The sequence below is a fragment of the Teredinibacter franksiae genome, assembly GCF_014218805.1.
Classification (GTDB): domain Bacteria; phylum Pseudomonadota; class Gammaproteobacteria; order Pseudomonadales; family Cellvibrionaceae; genus Teredinibacter; species Teredinibacter franksiae.
Genome location: NZ_JACJUV010000001.1, coordinates 117,960 through 139,427, shown reverse-complemented (window position 1 = coordinate 139,427; position 21,468 = coordinate 117,960). Strand labels below are relative to the sequence as shown.

Annotated in this window: 16 protein-coding genes and 5 tRNA genes; 11 read left to right on the top strand and 10 right to left on the bottom strand. The window is 45.2% G+C overall.

Annotated elements, in window-relative coordinates; translation table 11 throughout:
* The first annotated feature begins 66 nt into the window (after window positions 1-66).
* The gene (locus tag H5336_RS00480) at window positions 67-324 is read left to right on the top strand and encodes a rhodanese-like domain-containing protein (protein WP_185230383.1); all 258 of its coding nucleotides are present in this window, start codon (window positions 67-69) and stop codon (window positions 322-324) included.
* 23 nt (window positions 325-347) lie between these two features.
* Here H5336_RS00480 and H5336_RS00475 read toward each other — a convergent pair whose 3' ends face one another.
* Genes H5336_RS00475 through folD form a run of 3 tightly spaced genes read right to left on the bottom strand, consistent with a single transcriptional unit; the run spans window position 348 to window position 3,048 of the window.
* Entirely contained in the window at window positions 348-1,436 is a 1,089-nt protein-coding gene (locus H5336_RS00475) for a class I SAM-dependent methyltransferase (RefSeq protein ID WP_185230382.1), read from the bottom strand.
* 8 nt (window positions 1,437-1,444) lie between these two features.
* A complete protein-coding gene (locus H5336_RS00470; protein ID WP_246438983.1) occupies window positions 1,445-2,194 on the bottom strand; it encodes a pseudouridine synthase in 750 nt (249 codons plus the stop codon).
* A gap of 11 nt (window positions 2,195-2,205) precedes the next feature.
* Window positions 2,206-3,048 carry a bifunctional methylenetetrahydrofolate dehydrogenase/methenyltetrahydrofolate cyclohydrolase FolD gene (gene folD, locus H5336_RS00465; protein WP_185230381.1) on the bottom strand — a complete coding sequence of 281 codons (843 nt, stop codon included), beginning with the start codon at window positions 3,046-3,048 and terminating at the stop codon, window positions 2,206-2,208.
* A 207-nt stretch (window positions 3,049-3,255) separates the two neighbouring features.
* Here folD and H5336_RS00460 point away from each other — a divergent pair.
* From H5336_RS00460 to H5336_RS00450, 3 genes are all read left to right on the top strand, one after another.
* Window positions 3,256-3,332 (top strand) — tRNA-Pro (locus H5336_RS00460).
* A 138-nt stretch (window positions 3,333-3,470) separates the two neighbouring features.
* Window positions 3,471-3,547, top strand: a tRNA-Arg gene (locus H5336_RS00455).
* A 17-nt stretch (window positions 3,548-3,564) separates the two neighbouring features.
* Window positions 3,565-3,640: transfer RNA gene (locus tag H5336_RS00450), tRNA-His, on the top strand.
* 793 nt (window positions 3,641-4,433) lie between these two features.
* On the opposite strand, the gene H5336_RS00445 is transcribed toward H5336_RS00450, so the two are convergent.
* From H5336_RS00445 to H5336_RS00435, 3 genes are all read right to left on the bottom strand, one after another.
* Window positions 4,434-5,351, bottom strand: a complete 918-nt coding sequence (locus tag H5336_RS00445) for a transporter substrate-binding domain-containing protein (protein ID WP_185230380.1) — start codon at window positions 5,349-5,351, stop codon at window positions 4,434-4,436.
* Window positions 5,352-5,528: 177 nt separating this feature from the next.
* Window positions 5,529-5,942 (bottom strand): hypothetical protein, encoded by a 414-nt coding sequence (locus tag H5336_RS00440; RefSeq protein ID WP_185230379.1) that lies wholly within the window; start codon window positions 5,940-5,942, stop codon window positions 5,529-5,531.
* 435 nt (window positions 5,943-6,377) lie between these two features.
* The gene (locus tag H5336_RS00435; RefSeq protein ID WP_185230378.1) at window positions 6,378-8,834 is read right to left on the bottom strand and encodes a serine hydrolase; all 2,457 of its coding nucleotides are present in this window, start codon (window positions 8,832-8,834) and stop codon (window positions 6,378-6,380) included.
* Between the two features lie 1,238 nt (window positions 8,835-10,072).
* On the opposite strand from H5336_RS00435, the gene H5336_RS00430 reads away from it, so the two are divergent.
* On the top strand, window positions 10,073-11,098 hold the full coding sequence (locus H5336_RS00430; protein WP_185230377.1) for an IS630 family transposase: 1,026 nt from the start codon (window positions 10,073-10,075) through the stop codon (window positions 11,096-11,098).
* 881 nt (window positions 11,099-11,979) lie between these two features.
* Here H5336_RS00430 and H5336_RS00425 read toward each other — a convergent pair.
* The 3 genes from H5336_RS00425 to hemN form a co-directional block, all read right to left on the bottom strand.
* Complete coding sequence (locus H5336_RS00425) at window positions 11,980-12,216, bottom strand: DUF5062 family protein (RefSeq protein WP_185230376.1); 237 nt, start codon at window positions 12,214-12,216, stop codon at window positions 11,980-11,982.
* A gap of 318 nt (window positions 12,217-12,534) precedes the next feature.
* On the bottom strand, window positions 12,535-12,864 hold the full coding sequence (locus tag H5336_RS00420) for a glutaredoxin domain-containing protein (RefSeq protein WP_185230375.1): 330 nt from the start codon (window positions 12,862-12,864) through the stop codon (window positions 12,535-12,537).
* A 1,451-nt stretch (window positions 12,865-14,315) separates the two neighbouring features.
* Window positions 14,316-15,719: an oxygen-independent coproporphyrinogen III oxidase gene (gene hemN, locus H5336_RS00415; RefSeq protein WP_185230374.1), complete on the bottom strand. Its 1,404-nt coding sequence runs from the start codon at window positions 15,717-15,719 to the stop codon at window positions 14,316-14,318.
* Window positions 15,720-15,923: 204 nt separating this feature from the next.
* On the opposite strand from hemN, the gene H5336_RS00410 reads away from it, so the two are divergent.
* The gene (locus tag H5336_RS00410; RefSeq protein WP_185230373.1) at window positions 15,924-16,421 is read left to right on the top strand and encodes a flavin reductase family protein; all 498 of its coding nucleotides are present in this window, start codon (window positions 15,924-15,926) and stop codon (window positions 16,419-16,421) included.
* Here H5336_RS00410 and H5336_RS00405 read toward each other — a convergent pair.
* Window positions 16,378-17,859 carry a two-component system sensor histidine kinase NtrB gene (locus tag H5336_RS00405; protein ID WP_185230372.1) on the bottom strand — a complete coding sequence of 494 codons (1,482 nt, stop codon included), beginning with the start codon at window positions 17,857-17,859 and terminating at the stop codon, window positions 16,378-16,380. The two genes, H5336_RS00410 and H5336_RS00405, sit on opposite strands and share 44 nt — an antisense overlap.
* A 174-nt stretch (window positions 17,860-18,033) precedes the next feature.
* Between H5336_RS00405 and H5336_RS00400 the strand changes: the two genes are divergently transcribed.
* From H5336_RS00400 to H5336_RS00385, 5 genes are all read left to right on the top strand, one after another.
* Window positions 18,034-18,109: transfer RNA gene (locus H5336_RS00400), tRNA-Val, on the top strand.
* A 37-nt stretch (window positions 18,110-18,146) separates the two neighbouring features.
* A tRNA-Asp gene (locus H5336_RS00395) sits at window positions 18,147-18,223 on the top strand.
* A 564-nt stretch (window positions 18,224-18,787) separates the two neighbouring features.
* The gene (locus tag H5336_RS23275) at window positions 18,788-18,913 is read left to right on the top strand and encodes a hypothetical protein (protein ID WP_281385317.1); all 126 of its coding nucleotides are present in this window, start codon (window positions 18,788-18,790) and stop codon (window positions 18,911-18,913) included.
* A gap of 225 nt (window positions 18,914-19,138) precedes the next feature.
* Window positions 19,139-20,500, top strand: a complete 1,362-nt coding sequence (locus H5336_RS00390; protein WP_313555598.1) for a sodium:proton antiporter — start codon at window positions 19,139-19,141, stop codon at window positions 20,498-20,500.
* Window positions 20,469-21,461 carry a 1-aminocyclopropane-1-carboxylate deaminase/D-cysteine desulfhydrase gene (locus H5336_RS00385; RefSeq protein WP_185230371.1) on the top strand — a complete coding sequence of 331 codons (993 nt, stop codon included), beginning with the start codon at window positions 20,469-20,471 and terminating at the stop codon, window positions 21,459-21,461. The genes H5336_RS00390 and H5336_RS00385 overlap by 32 nt, the downstream gene beginning before the upstream one ends.
* The last annotated feature ends 7 nt before the right edge of the window (window positions 21,462-21,468 follow it).

Below are 21,468 nucleotides of genomic sequence, written 5' to 3'. Positions count from 1 at the left end.
GTTCTACTTATAGTTTTAGTTTTGTTGGCAAATACGGCTTATTCGGCCGAGAAAAAGGGTGAAAAAATGAATAATGTAATCTGGATAGATGTGCGTACAGCGGAGGAGTATGCGGGTGGCCACTATAAAGACGCTATGCTTATTCCCTACGATATTATTCAGAATAAAATCGCCGCAGTGGTGGATGATAAAAACGCGGATATCCGGGTTTATTGTCGTACAGGTCGTCGCTCGGGTGTCGCAAAAGATGTGTTAACTCAAATGGGGTACACCCAAGTCACCAATGAAGGTGGTTACGAAGATATACTCAAGCGCAGTCCATAATAACGCAGGCATACTGAGGCGCACTAAGTACTCTTTAGTTCAATGACCTTGAATTTTCTATTGTTGGTGAGAGTGGTTTGATGTTTGAAAATGTCGGCCGCTATTTTCTCGAGGGGAATAAAGGCATTCACCACAAATAGGGCGCGCCCCTTGGGTTTTAATCGGTTTTTGGCTGCACGAACAAACTTTTCTGTTAACTGAGCGTCAACTGCAAAACCTTGGTGAAAAGGGGGGTTGCACAGAATCCAGTCAAATTTTTCCTTCACACCCTCACCACAATCGGCGGCAATAACTTCATAGCTTTCAACGCCTGTAGTTCTTAGGTTTTCTTCCGTTGCGGCAAGCGCTGCGGCATTATTGTCTGTGGCGACAATGTGTTTAATTCCCGCATTCGCTGCCGCAAGAGAGAGGTAACCGTAGCCGCAGCCTAAATCCAGTGCTGTTACATTTTCTTTCGCTTTCCCTTGAGCGCGGTAGAGCTTGTTGAATTCTTCGGCCAATAGAGTGCTTCCTTCGTCTACCTTGTTCCAACCGTATACACCCGGTTTACTGAGCATATCTTGCTCGGCGAATTGGCCAATACTGCGTAATAGCGGGTAGTTTTTGTGGTTGAGCAATCTATTTACACTGTTCTCTGGCGTGCTTGTTTTGTTTAAATCAGCAATGTAATAGGGGCCATATTTTTTGCCCTTACCCGAAAAGGGAAGAAGTTTGTTGGTTTTGTCGATGTAAGTTTTAATGCCTTCTTCCTTGGCGCCAGCGAGGAAAAGGGTGCCGCCCTCTTTTAATAGGGTTGCACAATTTGAGAGTACCCAATGGGTAACGGCGCGCTCTTTCGAAACACGGTAGATAATCTGATCAAATTGGCCGTCAGAGAATAAAGAAAAATCAAAATCCGAGAATTGTAGGTCTGTTTCTGTCGGTGTATGGGTTTGTTGGCCGTCACAATAAATATCAAATCGATTAGTGATAACCACGCATTGTTGGCATTGCGCCGCCAGCGCCAGCATGTCTTTGGATACATTTTCATCGACCACCCAAAGCGTAGAATGGTTTTCATGTGATGCTAGTTGGAACAGTTGAGAATAAATATCGTTTATAAGCTTGGACACAATGTACCTTAGGGTGAAACCTGTGTGATGGGTAAGGATATTTCAGCTTGGGTAAGGTGCCGGTATTCTCCGGCCTGTAGGGAAGTATCCAAACATATGTTACCTACTGCGGCTCGGTGTAGTTTAACAACCTTGTTGCCTGTGGCGGCAAACATACGCTTTACCTGGTGGTATTTGCCCTCTGTAATCTCGAGAGTGGCTTGGTGTGGGCCGTGTATTTTCAGGTGTGCCGGTTTGGTTGTTTTTGTCTCGTTTTTTAACAATATGCCTTGCGTGAATAAATCGACTAATGACGCTTCTAGTGGGTTTGCAGTTTCAACATGGTAGGTTTTTGTGCAAATACTTGATGGTGCCGTAATGCGGTGATTCCAATCACCGTTGGTGGTGAGTAAAACCAACCCAGTAGTATCTTTATCCAAGCGCCCAACCACCTGTAACGTGTTCAGGGGGAGTTCTTCCTGTTGCAGTTGAGCTTGCTGTGCCAGCAGATCTATTACGGTAGGGTTTTCAGCATCCTTATTGGCGCAAATATAGCCTTCGGGCTTGTTGAGCATAAGGTACACCTCACCCAGTGCTGTAATCACACGGCCATCAACCGTAAGGGTATCGATGGCCGGGTTAATGTGAATGGAAGCCTTGTTCACAGTTACCGTGTTTACAGCAATACGCTTGGCTTTTACCAATTGCGCAATGGCGCTTCGGCTATAGGCGCTGTGCGTTGCGATAAATTTGTCTAGGCGCATTACTTCTTTGGGCAAAGTGAAGTGCCTTAAACTATGGATTTTTCGCCCGAGTCTACCGTTTGGTATATCAGCGTGTTGATGGTCATAGGCCCAACACCGCCGGGAACGGGCGTTACGGCGCTTGCACGGTCTGCCAGAGGGCCTAACTCAACGTCACCGATACCGCCTGGGTGGTAACCGGCGTCTACTACTACAGCGCCATCTTTAATCCACTCGGCCTTAATAAATTCGGGTTTTCCAACGGCACCAACAACAATATCGGCACTGCGAATATGCGTTTCCAAATGTTGAGTGCGTGAGTGGCAAATGGTCACAGTGGCGTTGGCGTTCAGCAGCATTAGCGCCATAGGCTTGCCGAGGATAGGGCTGCGACCCACAACCACCGCATGTTTTCCTTCTAGCTGGATCTCATAGGCTTCGAGCAAGCGCATAATCCCCTTGGGCGTTGCACAACCATAGGCTTCCTCACCCATGGCCATACGACCGAAGCCCAGGCAGGTTACGCCATCGACATCTTTACTAAGCTGGATAGCGTCGAAGCATGCGCGCTCATCTATTTGAGCGGGCACTGGGTGCTGCAGCAGAATGCCATGCACACCGGGGTTGGCATTCAGTTCGTCTATTTTGGCTAACAGCTGATCTGTAGTGGTGGAAGCCGGCATTTCTACCTTTAAAGACTCCATGCCTATTCGGGTGCAGGCATTGCCTTTCATACGCACGTAGGTCGCCGAGGCCGGGTCATCACCCACTAAAATGGTGGCGAGGATGGGCGTAATACCGGTTTTGTCTTTGAGGGCGGTAACGCGCTCTGTGAGTTCGGCTTCTGTTTTTTGTGCCAGGGCTTTGCCATCGAGTACCAGTGCGGGCATGGGGAAGAGTCCTTGGAGTAATTGAGTGTGTAATATAACAGTCGGGGGAACCCCGAGCGACGCGGCATTTTCCCACAGCTAGCGGTAGTGACCAAGTACCGGTAAATTATTTTATATTTCAACACCTTGAGCGTTGACGGAGAAGAAGGGCATAGGTATTATGCACGCCTCTCGAAACATGGCCTTATGTTATGGCCTTGTCGTCGTCGGAGTGTAGCGCAGCCTGGTAGCGCGTCTGCTTTGGGAGCAGAATGTCGGGGGTTCGAATCCCTCCACTCCGACCATTTTCGAGCCTGCAATAGGCAAGCACCGTAACCTTCGCGGTTAGTATTTCTAAGCAAAGCTGGAAATGGTTCACCAAGTCATTTCCCTTTTTAGATAAGTGAAGGATTGATTGCGGAAGCAGGGCTCCAGTGTCGTAGGCGCCCGTAGCTCAGCTGGATAGAGCATCCGCCTTCTAAGCGGACGGTCGCAGGTTCGAATCCTGCCGGGCGCGCCAGTTTCGAAAACACAGTGGTGATTGTAGCTCAGTTGGTAGAGCCCTGGATTGTGATTCCAGTCGTCGGGGGTTCAAGTCCCCTCAGTCACCCCATTTCTCCCCTTTAAAATCAACACGTTACACTGATGCTTTTAAAGCGTGCTGTGTATTTTTACAGTCGTTCCTGGCGCATTCCTAATCTAAATTGTTAATATTTCTACTCGTTTTTAGCGGGCGATTCCTTGCATGTCTGGCGTTCTATTGTGCACCGCTTGCATCTGCTTGTCGCGGTGGCCGCCAAGTTTTTTTTGGCGTGATCGCTCACTCCCTTGGCTTTCAGATGGTGAAAAGTGAAGCGTTCTTTTAGATCGCTTTCCGGTTTTAGGGCTTCAGTCATGAGTCGCTTTCAAGCTGTTTTGTAGGCTCGTTCGGCTACAGGGGCACCGCTTTTCCCGTATACAAAGGGTTGGCTAATCATTCGCGGGGCTTCAGGGTGCAGCGCTTTAGCTTCATCGATTGGAGTACGGGGTTTAGGTGACCATGCGGTTATTTCGTTTTCTGACCCTTTGCGGCGGCTGCACATAATGCCTTCTGGTAAAAGATCGGTTTTTACTAAGCTTCTCATCTCTATGGTACGTAAGCGGCTTGAACAAGATCCCCCTTAATTAAAAACCTTCCAACTAATTTAATTTTTTCCTAAGATGGCTGTCTCATTTACAGCTAGTCTCATTTACAACTACAGGGGTTGGGTGTAATTATGACGGACTCTCTTCCCAATATCTTCACTTTAATTTGGTTAATGAATAGTTAAAACTTAAGCGCAGCGGACGCATGTAGTTGTCGGAGTTGCTTTCTTGGGTATGGTAGCTAGCATAATCTATCGGGACTGGTAGTCCACATAAAGCCTCTAAGGTGCTGTGCTTATATCGTGAATAATGCGCTCGTTTATTTGTGCTTTCTCTATAGGTTCCGAAAAATACTTTTTAAAAAGTTTATCAAAAGAGTCGTCTTCGATAGCGTTGGTTAAGCCCTTTTCGACAATAGCCAAAAGTTCCTTTTGGTCGTTGTTAACATAGAAGTAAAAGTCACGATCGTAACGAATCAAATGGTGCTGTTCCACTATGAAATTGAGTTCTGGGAACATGTCTAGATCGCGCCAAATTTCTAGTATTGACCTAGGGAAATAGTCAATACGCTTTTTATGTAACATCTGAAAAAGCCCTTCCCAGCTATAGGATTCAATTACATGAAAACCATTGTTTCTTAGAATTTTTAAGTCTGGCCAGTCGTGCCCTTGGCCAGCATTTAGGTTTTTTAGTTCTAAAAGACTGAGATTAGAGAAGCGCTGTTGATCACCTTTTCGAATAAGAAATAAACGCGTACCAATCAACCCTTTTGTCAATGGGACGTTAATCTTTGTAATTAATTCGTTGTCACTCTCACTTAGATTAATCCAATGAATATCGTATCGATATTTACTTAAATTTCGGGTAGTTCTAGCTTGGTTTATGGATTGTAATTCAATTCCTTTGGCGTGATAGCAGCTGCCAGCTTTATCCAAAGCTAGATGTAATAGGTCGATAAAATAATCGTTTAGTTTGTAGTAACTGGAGTTTTCTCGACTTGAGGGGTAGGTGACGAAGCGTGTAGGCGTTGAACAGCTATGATTTATTTCAGCGCTGGTTTTAGCAGTGTACAAGGCACATGCGATCCACATTTGTAGAACGAGCAGTAGTCTTGCCTGATTAATCACCAGTAACATGGCTTGAATTTTAGGCGCTACTACCCCATAAATCAAACGAGTCGGCCAAATAATAAGGGACACGCATTTTCAGAGAGTTTACGAAAAACCCAGTGGCGAAAATAAAAAGACTAAAATTTTAAGATGATAACTGTAAATACTGGAAATGTGGCACGTAAGAGCACGAATCGATCAGGTTAAATCATCGACTGAGGGTGGCTAGCTTAAACCCGCTTTAATTGCAGTGAGTTTATTAAAGGGCTAAGCGACGTGTTTATCTCGCCGCCTATAATGAAATTTTTTATAGAAGATCGCTTCAAATTTCTGGGTGTTATCCACCCAGTTGTCAGCGTCGATGCCTAGTCGTTGTCGTATGGGTAGAGATTCACTGGCGATGTAACCACGCTCATCTTGACGCTGAATACGGCCAGTGGTATCGACTAACGTGAGGTAATCTTTGATATCCAATAATACGCCGTGTTGTATGCCGGGCCAAATTGTCCCCTTAAAAACGGCTAACTTTTCAACGGGAAAGCGGTTGAAGTGGTGAGGGTTTATTCGCTCTTGAACGTTGGTGTGTTCAGAAGTTTCGGGTGACTCGGCCATTTTTGCGGTGCAGCGTTCTTCTTGGTTCGCCTGTCGTGCGATGACTTGATTTAGTTTAGGGTGTGTCACTGATAGAGACTTGACGCTTCCGTACCGTCGTCATGGGTTTACCGTAACTGTGTATAAACAGAGCCATTAATCGTAGGGGATGTTCAGTATCATACCAACGGTAATGTGTGTCCTCGTAAAATTTTCGATAATCGCTTAGGCTTCTCGTTTCTGCGCCACTAAGACTTTGTTAAATCTATAATCAAGCTAAACAAAAGTTGTTGATTTTGAATAAGTGAGTGAAGCGGGGGTTAACTTTACGTATAAGCTGGGTGAGTGCTCTTATAACGCCAGCGTACGAAAAAGCTCGAGTACTCTGCAGTACTCGAGCTTTTTGTAGGGCCCACACTAGCTTGCGAAAACCGCCGAGTTAGAGTGCGCCCCCCGCATCCTCATTACCTGTAAACCTTGAAAAATCAATACAGGTAGAGTTGCGTTATTGGCATAGTAGTGTAATTAAAGTTGTGAAAATGTGGCTACTTTAGTTACAACAATACGGTCAATATTTGCAGCGCCACTACTTCCTGTCCCTATCAGCCTTAACTTATTATCACCTGCCTCTAGGGGGATATTGACATTAGTCGTGCTCCATGTGGCCCAAGCGCCTGTACCAAAGTTATCAGCTGTGCTTTCAACGGTGCCATTGATGGCGATATCTAATGGCCTATTGCTAGTTGATCCATTGGCGTAACGAATTTCAACCCGATAGATGCCAGAATAAGGAATAGTGTTTACATCAAATTCAATCCAGTTACCTGACGAGTTAGTTGTATTGACGTAGCCACTACCAGAATACCCAGAGTGTTGATTTTCTACGGCCGCGCCACTGACCGTTGCGTTTTCTGCTTCCAAGGTTACGGCGCTAAAAGAAGTCAAGCCTGATATTCCTATCTCATAGGCATCCCTTAAATCCTGACAAACAGATGTGCCTGTTGTGTCTAGTGAATTCAATATAAGGGCGCCTGTAATATCGCCAGGGAACTCCAGCAAGCAGGTGCGTAAATCGCCACTACCATTTGAATCGCCCCAGCCAAGCCCACCATTATGGCCTACGGCATACCAACTGGTGCCATCGATTGTTAGGCTACTTGCCCATCCAGGCATTGTACCCTGGCCGCCACGTATGCGATTCCGCTCAGCTTCATTCAATATAGTATCGTCATAACGTACGCGATCCCAATATTGAACTAAATTCTGAGCCGACATACGTAAACCTTGATGCCCGCCGCAATCGTCACCGCCAAATATAGCTGTTGACCATTCAACTCCCGAGCCGGGGTTATTTAGCTGATAAAACAACGCTTCATTACTAAGTTGAGGATCGGTGTCGCAGGTAACTGGAATGCTAAAATCATCTGCGATTAAATAGCGAACGTAGTCACTGTAGCTATCCCAATGGTCTTGCCATGTAGAAGCAATGCCCGTATTGGCACCATCGACCGGGTTGCGAAAGCTCACGTTGGAGTGAGTGGGGATACCATTTCGCAGCGCAGGAATTAATACTCTTAGCAGCGCATAATTTGCGTTAGCATAGGAATACCAAGTAGGCGATGTGATTGTTGTCGATGATGAATTTGCCACTAATGTTTGCAGGTCGCTCCAGCGTGTAGAATTTTGAAACCCGGCCTGTGACAAACCTGATGTATGATTCAATAATTGTTTAAATGTAATATCGTTTGCACTATTCCCAAAGCCTGATCCACGGGTCCAGCCCGCAGGAAGCCAGTCTGCAATAGGGGCGTTGACATCAATCCCGCGTAGTCGTAACAAACGATGTACCAAGGGCGATGTTAACATTTTGCTAACAGAGGCCAATGTTTGGTTTGTTTCTGACGTCATCGGCACATTAAAACCTGAAGGGCTGTCAATCGCGCGTAGTGCATTACCACTTGCTCCAGACCTTACAACCTGTCCATTGCGGCTAAAGGCATACGACATACCTTCAACAACTGTCGGCCCGGTAAATAAGTTTTCTAGGAAATCCCCCATTACATTGACATCTGGATTAAGGGGGGAGGTGGTTGGTGCATTTATTTGTTTATACGAAGCGATAAACTGTTGGAAGTTGTTTGTGGAATTTCCGTCTCCAACATCCATATCAATTAGTTGGTAGCCAGCATTAACTTTACTTGCCCAGTCTTGTTTAAACGCATCCCAGGAGTTTTGTACACTTAAAACACCTTGAGATCCACCGGGACGCCATACCCCGGTATATCTTAATGTTGAGCCAGATTCTAAGTTGATATCAACATCGATTAACTCAAGGCCCGACGCCTTATATTGATTAAACTGGTTTAAGAAAGTCGAGTAGCTAAACACCGAGTAAAAGGCATAGCCTCCGCCACCTTGAATATAAGTGCCCAAAAAGGGATCTGTACTACCCGAACCCTGTACATCAACATCTATTAGTCTCAATCCGTCATTTGCAGATACATCTGCCCAGTGATTGGTAAAATCCGCCCAGTTCCCGGCGTACATCGAGTAGCTGCTGACTCCAGGGTTAAACAGGGAATAGTAGGTGGTTGAGCCACCGTTCGATATACGATCGACATCTTTTAAGCGATACCCGTTTGAAGAATGCTGGCTCCAGGTTGACTCGAAATCATTCCAGCCAACATTCTCTTCAATTAAATAGTCGGTGTTGCCGGGTTGCCATACCCCCACAAACTGCGCAGCCCCAGAGGCGTCGTTAAATACCTCCAAGTCTACTAAGCCAGAACCGAATTTCTCAAATATTCGGGACTGGGCCTCAACGCCCTCAATGCTATCAAACCGTTGAATGCTATAGCCTCGCTCGGCTGCAGCCAAGCTAAGGTTTGCATCATTTTCTGCCCAACTGCCAGTGGCATAAGCAAAAATCGTTGCGGATAAAGCAATACCTAGTGCTTTAATTTTAACAGAACTAACCTTCATTTAGACATCCTCTTCTACATTGAAAGTACATGGTAATTGAAATCAGTATTCCTAAAGCATCCGGAATACTAAAGTTTTTCCTACCCCAAAAACAAAATTCCACGCTTAATAGCGTGCGCCAAATGGGGTTATATTGTTTTCTTACGTTTCGGATATTGCTGGGGTAAGTTCCGTATTGTTGGCGGACATATGAAAATACATAATTTAATACTTACACGTAAATTATTCTAAAATATATCGATTATCTGAAGGATAAGAACATTTATAAAATAATCAGTCGAATGATGTTCTGGCGGGAATCTATCAGGGATAAACATTAATGGCAAATTAAATAACATGTTAAATTTATACTTCCGTTGAATTTTATGCCATTAATATTATTGTTGACGTATATTGAGATTTGTTCTGTTGGTGCCAACTATGTTGCGCCATAAAGTCGGTCGGTATAAAGCTATAAATAGCAAATGTATTCATGCCAATTATCAATAATTTATATTTGTTCGTTGTCCAGTTTGGTGCGTTTAATGTGGTGGTTCGGTAGCGCACCAGATAATCAGTCGAACAGAAATAGGAGTATGGTAATGATGCAGGCGTGAGGTGAACGTGACCGAAAGGGTTCTGGGTAGTAGATAAAGATCAAATTGTGTTTGTTGTTATATGCTTAACGTAATATCGTTATGTTTCCGAAGAATATTAATTTGTAGGAATGAGGTGCGTGAATAAAAATTTACCTTGCAGTGTCGGCGTAAATTGTTTCCTGTAATTTTGGTGGATGTATTCGGTGCCTAAAAAAATGTAGTGATGCCATAAAGTATGTAAATAAATTATTCAGTTTTATTTTCACTATATGGCGGCGAGAGTACAGGGATTGGCGATGAAGCTGACTCTCAGAAAGTTTTTGGTGTTGATACGCTATCCATAATGGGCCTTTTTTGTTAAGGAAATAGCGATCGATTGTGCTTAAGGTGAATAATTCAATTGGCGGAATGTGTGTAGATGAGAGCGGCGACGACGCTTTCAAGTATTACTGCCGTTATTTTGAGCATTGCATCACATATGAACATATTGGAAATCGACAATGATTTAAATCAGTGAGAAAAGTGAGCGGGTTTTTAGTGGCTGGTTGAAATAGGGTAAAGGAAATGCTCGAATGAGTTGGCCGCAGTTAAATATGGGTGACATACTAGCGGGCCACTAAAAAACAATACATTTCATTTGAAACCTGTATAATTGAAGTCATGAAAAATGACGCAAGAAAACTTAGTACAGAAGAGCAGCATTTAGTTCGCAAGATAGCCGTGCAGCGAGTGCATGATGGTGAAAGTGCGGCCGAAGTGACACGCAGTTTTGGTCTTGGAAGCCGAACAATTTTCACTTGGTTGCGTTTAGCGCGTGAAAAAGGAATTGAAGCTCTGGCTCCCAAGGCGCGCACTGGACGCAATCGAACACTATCCGATCTTGAAGAGCAAGAAATAAAGAGGTGGATAATCGGCGGAGATCCTAGGCAGCATGGGTTTGATTTTGGTTTGTGGACACGCCAAATTGTTGCTGATTTAATTCTTGAACGGTTTGGCGTTACCCTAAGCATTTCCGGTGTCGGTAAAATTCTGCATCGCTTGGGCTTGACGCCACAAAAACCGCTACGTAGAGCTTATGAGCGGGACGAGAAAGCGGTGCAAGAATGGGTTGACGACGTCTACCCTAAAGTTAGGGCATACGCTAAAAAGAAAGGGGCTGAGATATTTTGGTTGGATGAAGCCACTATTCGTTCTGATGATCCTTTACAGCGTACCTGGGGTGAAAAAGGAAAGACACCTGTCGTCAGAACAAGCGGTCAAAGACAGGCCATTAATGCGATCTCAGCGTTATCAAATAAGGGGGGCTTTTGGTATCACGTTTTTGACGGAAAATTTAATGCGGATAAATGTATTGAATGCTTAAAAAGTTTCCAAAAAGGCCGTAACCACCCCGTCATACTTATCGTTGATGGGCATCCCGTACATAAATCAAATAAGGTCACGGACTATATTGAAACACTTGAAGGAAAAATTGAAATGGTGTTTCTACCACCGTACGCACCGGATTTAAACCCAGACGAGCTTGTGTGGAATCAGGTGAGAAATATCGGCACATCAAAAAAGCCACTCAAGAAGGGGGAATCACTAAAGAATCGTGCCGTTTTAGATTTGGAAAGTATCAAACGGGATAAGGCCCTGATTAAATCGTTTTTTCAAGAGGCAACTGTATCGTTTGCTGCTGCCTAGGTAGTACTAGCCATTTTTTTAATCTGAGTGATTGCTTGCGCAAAAAAATCCATCCCAACTAATCAAATTTAGTCAAAATCAGTAGTTAGGAGGGCTCGCGCCATTCGGGGCAGAACCTCTGTTTTGGCTGGGCGGCTTCTTCTAGAGCTTTTGTAAGCTCATACAGTGTTAGATTTTGCTAATGTGCTGGGGGTTTGTTAAAGGTAGTTGAAACGTAGCATCGGCAAGTAAAGACATATCAGCCGCAATCTATTCCTTCGAATTAATCGGGATGAAAAATTCTTTAACGCCCAATATAGTTTTTTTCACACTCTGTGATCCATGCATTTTTTCACTAATGCCTTCATCTTGGATCGGAGCTTTGTAGTTGGGGGCTGTGGCGGATTAGGTATGGCTATTATGGTTAGATGTTCACCTAGTATAAATTGATTATGGGATAGAAAAAGGTATTCCAGTAAATAAGCATTATACCAAGGGATATTGCGCCACCGACAAACCAACCCTCCAGTTCCGAAGGCCTAATTATTTCAAAGTGATTTATATTCAGGTGGATATCCTTTCCGTTTTGTTTCTTTATATTTGTGCGACTGTTAAGGGCTACGTTTTTGGTCCAAACACTATAATCCATTGTCCACCAACCTTCACGATGGAGAACGGATCGATTGGCTGCATAAAAACAATATAGGCAGGCGGCTATCAGTATAAAAAACTTACCTGTCCCTCTCAATGAGCCACTCCTTATCGGCCAAACTAAAAAACCAACGTGCATGTCAGATGTACGCACGAATGTAATTTGCAGCGACCAGGTGGCAGGTATTTTCTAGAAGTATTGTGTCGTTATTTTCTGCGCTAATTCGGTTGCTTTCGAGCGATCATGTTGTTTACTTTAGTTTTGATGCCCATATCGCAAGTTTGTGCTTCATGGTCAGTTGAGATATTTGATCCTGAGCGAGGGGTTGTATTACCTTGTCGTGTACCAGTAATCGATAAATGTATTCGATTTTTGCATTTGCGGAGTCGGTGGGTTCGAATTCAACAACACCTCGCTCTTCACCGTATTTCATACCCTCGGTAATTGCTTTTTTTACCAGTTCTTTCTCGTCTTTTAATTTTTTCATGTTTGATTGTGCCTTTTAAGGACTTGCTTGGCTGAATTATAGCAGGGGATTCTATTGTGTTTAGGGATTAAATAGAAGGCGGGAGTGTCAGTTTTAAACCCCATAAAATTACTAGTACAATCATTTTAGGTTGGGTGCGTTCAATGCTTGGTTTGTCAAGCATGCTACGCGTAAGGTTTGAGTTCGGTATTCTAGCCACATTCTAATTTTGCATAAAGCTACGTGCATGGGGCAATAAGGAGTAAAGTAAGTTTGCGATGCAGTGAGGGAATCCGAAAATTTTTGCTGTGCTGGCTTGCATTCGGCGAACGCTAATTGTTATTTTGCTAGTCTCAGGATTGACTTCGGGTCATAGCCCCTAACAACTTCACCGGCTATTAACATTAGCGGAACTCCACGGCCATTAAGCTTATTGTACTCATTTTTCCCTACAGCGGAATGTTCAATATCATACTCGATGTACTCTATGTTGTTCTTTTCAAGAATTTCTCTTGTTTTTTTACAGTAGCCACACCAAGAGGTTGCGTACAGCACAACTGAATCGCCATATGACGCTACAAATTCTGGGTCATCAGCAAAGGGATTGTTGAAACCCCCTAGCTTAAATAAAATACCTGCGGCTACTATTATATAGATTGCTTTCTTCATGAATATACCAGTGTTTTTCGATAAAACAGTCAGGTGAGCTAAAGCATACGGTTTTAATCTATGCTGTAAGCGTGGTGTTTTTTCTGCGCTATATTCCCTATAAATAAAAAACCGGCAGATGAATACATTGAACGTATGAAATAATAAAATGTATTACGTGCTACTTCATCTAAATTGCTATCCCCGCGCTATGTGCCGTCCAGTCTAAGCGAGCTCAAAAAGACCTTTTCGATAGAGATAAAGGTCAATAGCGTTGCAAAGATGCCATTTTTGCAACGGGATAAGCTTATGATGTTGACCAAACTTCAGGCAAATAAGACACTTTACTTAACGCAAACCCAAATAAAAAAATAAATGTCGCCTTAGTTACCTGGTGGTTGATGGTTACCTAGTGGTTGATGCTTAGTTCAAGCACGTCGTTTAGGTTTAGCGTACCCACTAATCGGCTTAGAATCAAAGCGCTTTTCTTCTTAATATGGCGCTATGTCGCTGAGTCTGCGGCCAGTGACGGATAGTGTGTGAATTGCTCGACGCCAACTATCTTGGGCGGTCGGCGACAATTATGATGGCCTGCTGTAGGGTTAAGGGCTGGGGCTCATGTAGCATGGTTGTGTTACGCGACGTGGCGATTGTTCATCAAGGCTGTGGAGAGGCCACTGGCAATGTTCGCAGTCTAGGCTTGAGCGTATGTGGGTGACGCACGCTGAAAGTCGGTGGGAAAGCCGGTATTGGATTATTGTGTTGTGATTTCAGTTGCTGGGGCTTCGGGTTCCTGCGGTTACCTCATTTCCTTTTGTCTGGTTGGTTATTCTAAATTCAAGTACAACGCACTTTTACGCCGTTTTTTCTGTTGCACTGCGGAACAAGCGAATCGGGTTTTTAGTTGACGTGTAACTCCACGAATATTTTAGTGGGAGAGGGGGGCTTATTCCGGCTAACGAAAGTGTTGGCCAGACCGCTTTTTCGCCTAGGTCAAACTCCTTGCTGTTGGTTAGCTACGACTGCTTACAGCTAGGTGGCTCGACTTTTCTAGCCCTGCTTGCTTACAGCATTCTGTACAAAATACCCAGCAATCGCTATCGGGCCTGCAGTTCAGGCATTTTTTTCGAGCAGCGTTCTGTTTGTTAATGTTTTCACACGCCTCGGTATACTGCTGTAAATGCGCTATTAATTTCATGGGGTACATCTCTTGTTTTGGGTGAAAAATCGCACTTACGAAGTGCGAGCTTAATCCTCCTTAACCGTTGGTTAGGCCAATTAGATTTGGCCAGCGTTTTTATTACAATACCTATAATGCTTGTTACACTTTTGATTATAGTCAAAAATGCTGTTGTGCAGCATATGATAAATTGCGAATAGTGTATAAGTTTTAGAACTACAGGTTATAAAGTATTAGATAACCTCTGAGCAAGCTAAGGCGTAGAACCTACTGGGGCTTGCTCTGCGGCCACTTAAATGATGCGGGAGTATTTTGGTGTGCTTGCCTTGTTCGAAGCGGTTTTGTTGACGTAGGTGTCAAAGGCCATGCATATTCTACGGATAAGCAGCCTGCCGCGGTCATTCACGGTAATAGACTTGGGGCTGAGTTGCAGTAACCCGTCTTCGGCTAGGGTTGCGAGTGAGGTGAGTTCTTCCTTGAAGTAATCTCGAAAATTTATGTTGAATTCTTCCTCTATAACAGAAAATTCAAGCTCGAAATGGCAGATAAGCTCGGAAATCACTTTTTGCCGTAGCTTGTCGTCGGGTGTTAGCGCCAACCCCTTGTTAATGGGCAGTGTGTTTTGGTCCAGCGCCGCGTAATATTCGTTAATTGTTTTGTGGTTTTGGATAAAATGGCTGCCAAAGGCAGCAATTGACGATACGCCAAAAGAAAACAGGTCGCAATTCCCGTGGGTGGCGTAGCCTTGGAAATTTCGGTGTAGTACTTTGTTCTTTTGGGCTATAGCCAGCTCGTCGTTGGGCAGCGCAAAGTGATCCATACCTACATACACGTAACCCGCCTCCAATAGCCTCTCTATGCTGTTCTGCAGAATAATAAGCTTTTCCTGAGGTTCCGGTAGTTGCCTGGCATCAATCTGTTTTTGGGTTTTGAATAGGTCGGGCATGTGGGCATAGTTAAATACCGATATTCGGTCGGGACGCAGCTGTACTACACTCTCAAGTGTATTTTTGAAGCTCTCTGCCGTCTGCAGTGGCAGGCCGTAAATAAGGTCTAGGCTGACGGAACGAAAACCTAAGGCTCTGGCGCTATCAATAAGGGCGTTTACTTCCTCATAGCTGTTAAACCGATTAACGGCTTTCTGTACGCTTGCATCAAAATCCTGGACACCCATGCTTAGCCGGTTAAAGCCGATTGAGCGGAGAAGTTCTAGTCGCTCGGGGGTAACGCTTTGTGGGTGAATTTCTATTGAGTATTCGCCACTGTCGTCGTCTTTTAAGGTGAAAAGCCGAGCAGTTTCATCCATGAGGCTTTTCATTTGATCATTGCTTAGGTAGGTGGGTGTGCCACCGCCCCAGTGTAGTTGATCAACCGTTCGGTTTTTATCCACATGCACCGATTGCAAGGTCAGCTCTTTTTTTAGTGCCTGCACGTAAGGTTCGGCTAGCGATTTATTCGCCGTAATGATTTTATTGCAGGCACAGTAATAACAAACGGTGTCGCAAAAGGGTATATGAAAATAAAGTGAAAGCGGGGTGCCGGCGCTATTGCTGGTGCGCGCTGCTTCTAGCCATTCTGCGTCGCTAAAGCCGGGCTTGAACTGTGGTGCCGTTGGGTAAGACGTATACCTGGGGCCAGATAAGTCGTGTTTGCGAATGAGATCGTTGTCCCAAAGTTGGGTAGTGGAGTGGGGCATCGTTTTGTATAGCTCTGACTTGTGGAGTTTGTTCGTTAGTATAAAAACTGTGAATAGGGGTTAATTGACCCAAATCAAAGGGGTCTGTAGACTCGTCGCCCTTCAAATAGCGTGCTATTTAAACATATACTCCGGGTTCACACTCTATACTTCAGTTATGCCTGTGTGATCCAATTTTAACCAAAAGTGTTGTCGGGTTAGTTAATGAGTGTTCCAGACCAGAGTAGCTCTCCTACCATGTTTGATGGTATGAGACGTTTGATTTCGGGTGTTTCGGTGATTACCGCAAACAACAGGAAAGGGGATCGGCTTGCTATGACCGCCACTTCCGTAACCTCGGTATCGGCAGAGCCACCGTCGCTTCTGGCCTGCGTGAACAAGGATGCGCGCCTAGGGCAGGGTATGGAGGCGACAGAGTATTTTTGTGTTAATTTACTGGCGCCAAAGCATAAACAAATTTCGGTGAACTGCTCTACGCCTGAAAATGGCATAAGTCGTTACGAGCATGGTCACTGGAAGTGTGACGAAGAAACGGGCATTTTCTATTTGGCTGATTCTCAGGCGGTGTTTTTCTGCTCGAAAAAAGCGGTATATACCTATGGTACCCATGATATTTTTATCGGCGATGTGATGCGCACGCAGGTAGCGGAAGGTGAGCCTACCGTGTTGGCTTATCTGAACGGCCAGTATGTTGATTTGTAGTTGTCTGAAGGGGTAGTTTTATTTGAAAGCGTGTTCCTTTACCTGGCTCGCTTTCTACTTCTATGCCTCCTTGGTGATGCTCACGCATAATAAAATAACTTACGCTTAAACCCAGCCCTGTACCCTGTCCGACCCCCTTGGTGGTGTAGAAGGGTTCGAAAATATGTTTTAGTACGTCTTCTTCCATTCCCGGGCCGTTATCCGCAATACTGACAATAGCATTTTCTTTATTGGTTTCTACATGAATGTCTATTCTCCCCGGAACGCTTTTGTTATTGGCGGTACGAATAGCTTGTACCGCATTGCGAAGTAAGTTCAGTAGTACTTGCTGAATCTCCGTTGGTGAGCAAGTGATCGCCGGAAGTGCGTCGGTGATACTTACCGTTATTTCGGGTAGGCCTGCTTTGCCTTCTGGCAGTACCTCGAATGTGTTACTGGCAAGGTCCAAGGTGTTGATAATCAGTGATTTGAGGTTTGTCGGTTTATGGGTGCCGTCGTTTCCGTGTGAAAATTCCAATAAATTCTTAACGATGTCGGCTGCGCGTTCGCCGCTCTTTTGTATGTTTTCTATAAACGTGATCACATCGCGTTGTTTTAAATAAGCGTGTAATGCTTCTAATGAAAGGTTTAATTCGTCGGCAAGCAGTTTATTGGCGGGGAAATTGGGTGAGGTACGCCTTAAAATATTCTGAGCATTACTTAATATACCGGCTAATGGGTTGTTTATTTCATGTGCAACACCGGCGGCGAGCTCGCCGAGGCTTAGCATTTTTTCATTTTGGATCAGTAGGTTTTCCATTCTAACTTTTGGTGTAACGTCTTCCGCCAAAATTACGGCTCCGGTGATGTCCGGCGAAATGAGTGGGTAAATGGTTAGGCTGGTAAATGTCGCTTGGGAGCCTACGCCATCTTTAATGGTACCTTTGTTAAGCGGTATTCCTGTACGAATAGTGTCGTTTATAGCCTCCATAGAAATGGGTAGCTCAGGGAAAGCTTGGTCGATATGTGAGCCAACGGCTTCCTCGGAGGTTAAGCCAGCAACTTTTTCGGCCGAATGGTTCCAGTGGGTTACATACCCGTTGGGTGTTATACCTATAAGAACAGCAGGCATGGAATTTACCATGCAATGCATATACTCCTGTGTTTCCCTCAGGAGTTCTTCTGTGGCTTCGTGTCGAGCGATTTCACGAAAAAGTTGATATTGGGTATTTTGCAGAAGTGGTGCGGGCTCGTCGATGTGATCGACATTTTTTTTTCTGTTGATGAGCAGCCAAATTAAACCAATAGTTTGAGCGCCAATTACCACAAACAGCGCAATCAGCCAGTAATTATTGGTGGGTGTGCTGAGGGGGACGTTGGCCTGGCTCGGGGCTGCGGCTGCACTAGCAGCGATCACGATCTGTGCAGCGATAATGAGGCGAGCGAATGAAATCGACAATGTATTGAACCTTGCGGGACGTGGCTAAGATAATGATAGCGTACCGGAGCACTAATTAAGGTACTTATGAGCACGGCCAGGCGCAAAGAAATTATTCTAGAATTGGTTTGACATGTATAGCTAAATCGGTAGAATGCGCTGCTCTCGCGACAGGGCAGTTTAATGTTGCCTTATGGGTGGTTAGCTCAGTTGGGAGAGCGACGGCCTTACAAGCCGTAGGTCACAGGTTCGACCCCTGTACCACCCACCATTTATCTACTTGATAAGTGTTAGCGAAAAGCTACCGTGGCCCGGTAGTTCAGTTGGTTAGAATGCCGGCCTGTCACGCCGGAGGTCGAGGGTTCAAGTCCCTTCCGGGTCGCCATATACAAAAAAACCCCTGTTCGAAAGAGCAGGGGTTTTTTTGTGCCTGTTGTTTTCGTATAGGCCGTTTTTTTGCTAATCGAACTGATTTCGCGGGGGCTCCTCAGTAGGCAGTGCAAGCGGGTAGTGAAAACCGTTAGCGGAAGAAGAGGACAGAGGGAAGGGTTGGAGGGAGGGGATGGCGAAAGTGCGTAGTGAAAGCCGATCCCGCAAGACAAGACAATACAAAAATACTACCGCCGTTTCATAAGGCTGATAGGCAGCCTAGCCCGAGATAGCACTAGGGGTGGCAAGGGTAGAATCGCTTGTAAACCGTCATTTTTGTAGCCTGATCATCGGTTTAACCGCTATCTAATCCAGCTTCGCTGGGTGCGGTGTAAGGCACGCAATGCCTTGCTGAACGGTTGGTTAAGGCCGATTTACACAAAAATACGCCATAACGAGGCATATGATGACTTTTTTTGGTCAAAATTGAACAAGACTGTCAACACTTTGTCATATGTTTGTGCTAATTTTAATAAACAGGCAATGAATGCCTGAAGTAGAAATACAGAAGGATAAAGATATGAATGATTATTTAGATGATGTTTACGCGCAAAACGCGGAATATGTAGATGAAGACTGGCTCACAGATGCCCAAGAGTCTGACCTACACGAAGAAGATGAAATCGATGAATGTGGGTCTATCTAGCCCTAGGTTCATCGACCTAATTCAAACGCTAGTTCTCTGCCAACCCCGCTCAAACCCTCTGAATGAAGCCCATTTAATAGCAATCTGGAATTACGCACCCATGCGTATACGTCTGGTTTGAATATTTTGTCGCTAAACTCCGATTTCTGAAGGGCACATCACAACGCTGCATCGTTCTGTGGTCAATAATTAGTAACACTTATACTGATTAGGAATCGATAATCCGTGATCTTCGATAATGACGAGCTGGCTCGAGCCATATTCTTTTTTGGCGATAAGGGGTTGGTTGCCAAGGAGATGCACTACTCGGAATTTGAAGCCGTGCTCGATAACTATGTCCCCTCAATGGAGTGGGCCGGGCGCACGGCCAAGGCTGTCTTTCTTGAAATTGACTCAAAAATGCGTATACGCACCTGCGTATTCTTCACCGTTGGCTTTACCAAGAAGGGTGAAGTGGAAGGTAGTTGGAACATTCCACTGGACCAGTTGGCCCGGAATGCTATACGAGGCCCTGATTTAGGCGCTGGCCCCATTCGCCTCGTGTGTGAAAGCCAATGCCCCATTCAGTATTTTCGCGGTGCCCTATGGAACCCCGAATTGCGCGCCGGCAAAAACCAGCTGCAGATGCTGACGAAGGCCGTTGTTCGCAATAAGTTGGCCATTCAGTTTCGGGATGGTCCCGATGCTGAAATTGAAGCTCCGTCTAAGGCCGTCGACGCCCAGCTTCTGGAAAAGAAAATTTCTCAAGAGCTACGTAAAGAATATGCCCGTGAGTACCGTGATCATATGGCTCAGCTGCTTAAAGACCAGCGTTTGCGCACGGCTACCATCGCCTCCGATAGCGATAAATCCATTGCATCACTTAAAGTTGAGCAAAGTAATCGCATAGAGGAATATCGCAGCCTTATAAACGAAAAAAGTAACTTGCTTGCTGAAGAAAAAGTGCGCAATCAAACCTTAAAAGACACTATTGATGGCCAAGCTAAAAAAATAGAAGGCCTGCGTGAGTACTTTGAGCATAAACTTGAAAAGGTAGAGGGGCAGGGCGCCGACGTTGTTCAAGCGCTACGCGAGAACTACCAAGCTGAAACTACCGCTAAAATTGAGTCGGCGACTATCGAATTAAAAGAAATGTTACAAATGCGGGAAGTGGAGCTGATGTACCGAAACGAGCAGGAAAGCCAGCTTCGAGATGAAATTGCACGGCTTCGACAGGAACACCAAGCGTTGTTGGGTTCTGGTGGTAATGAAATTTTAGGTAAAATGACCGGTAAGGGAATTAGCTTTGTCAGTTATCAGCCTGGGGCTGGGCATATAACCATCCCAACGGATGATGTGGGCGCGTATATGGAAAACCCAGTGGCGTATGCTGCGGCACAGTGTGGCGTCCACGAAGACCATTACAGTGCGTGGTTGGCACATTATCAAGCGCCAGTCTGTACCTCAGTAGATTCTGATGGCAATATCTGTAGTGAAAATGTTCATCGCGTCTCCAACCCCGCAGATTTCCACAGTGGCGATCAGGACCGTTGCAGCGTACACAAAGAGATAAAAGGTGCCAGTAAACTCAAAGTTGTCAGCGGTTAAGTCTATTGCCGACTTTCTTCTTTTAGATCCAGCCTACCTTGTCCAACGTACCACACTTCAACCTCTTATATCCCCAGCGCTTACAGCCGCTGATTGCCGTTTGAGCCTTTTACGGTTGGATGAGTTGGATGATCGTTTGGGTGGTAACAAGTATTTTAAGTTGTACCATCATTTAGTTCGGTATGCTGGCGAAGCCAGTGAAAAGCCTATTGCTAGCTTTGGTGGAGCTTTTTCGAACCATTTGTACGCATTAGCGGCGCTTGGGCAAAAAACCGGTACACCTACAATAGGTGTTGTTAGAGGGGAACCGCACGAAGCGCTGACAGCAACGCTTGATGACCTTCAGTCGATGGGTATGCACTTGCATCGCGTGTCTCGCTCAGCTTACCGTCTGCGCCATGAAGCAGATTGGCGCAAGGCTTTGGCGCCTGAAATTGAGGATGTTTTCTGGGTGCCGGAAGGCGGAGCCGGTTATGAGGGTGCCAAAGGCTGCATCGCACTCGGAAAGCATTTGGCTGAACCTGCGGTGGAGGCAAGCCATATAGCGGTTGCTTGTGGTACGGCAGCCACTTTAGCGGGTGTTATACACGGTGCCAGCAGTAGCGGTATAGATGTTGTTGGTGTAAGTGCATTGAAAGGTGCTTCTAAGGGGCTAGAAAGTGAGGTTGAAAATCTACTGAACAAGCTGAATCACGACGGCTCTACACGCTGGTGTATCAATAGTGATTTTCATTGTGGTGGTTTTGGTCGATATCCTGCGTATCTTTCACAATTTGTCAGTGAGTTTGAAGAGGGAACGGGTGTATTATTGGATCCGGTTTACACGGCTAAGCTTATATTTGCCATTGAGCATTTAGCGGCCAAGGGCTTCTGGCCAAAAGGCAGTCATATAGTGGCTATTCACACGGGCGGCATTCAAGGGCGACGCGGTGTTGAGTCCGCCTCGGTAACAAACGTTTAAACGACAA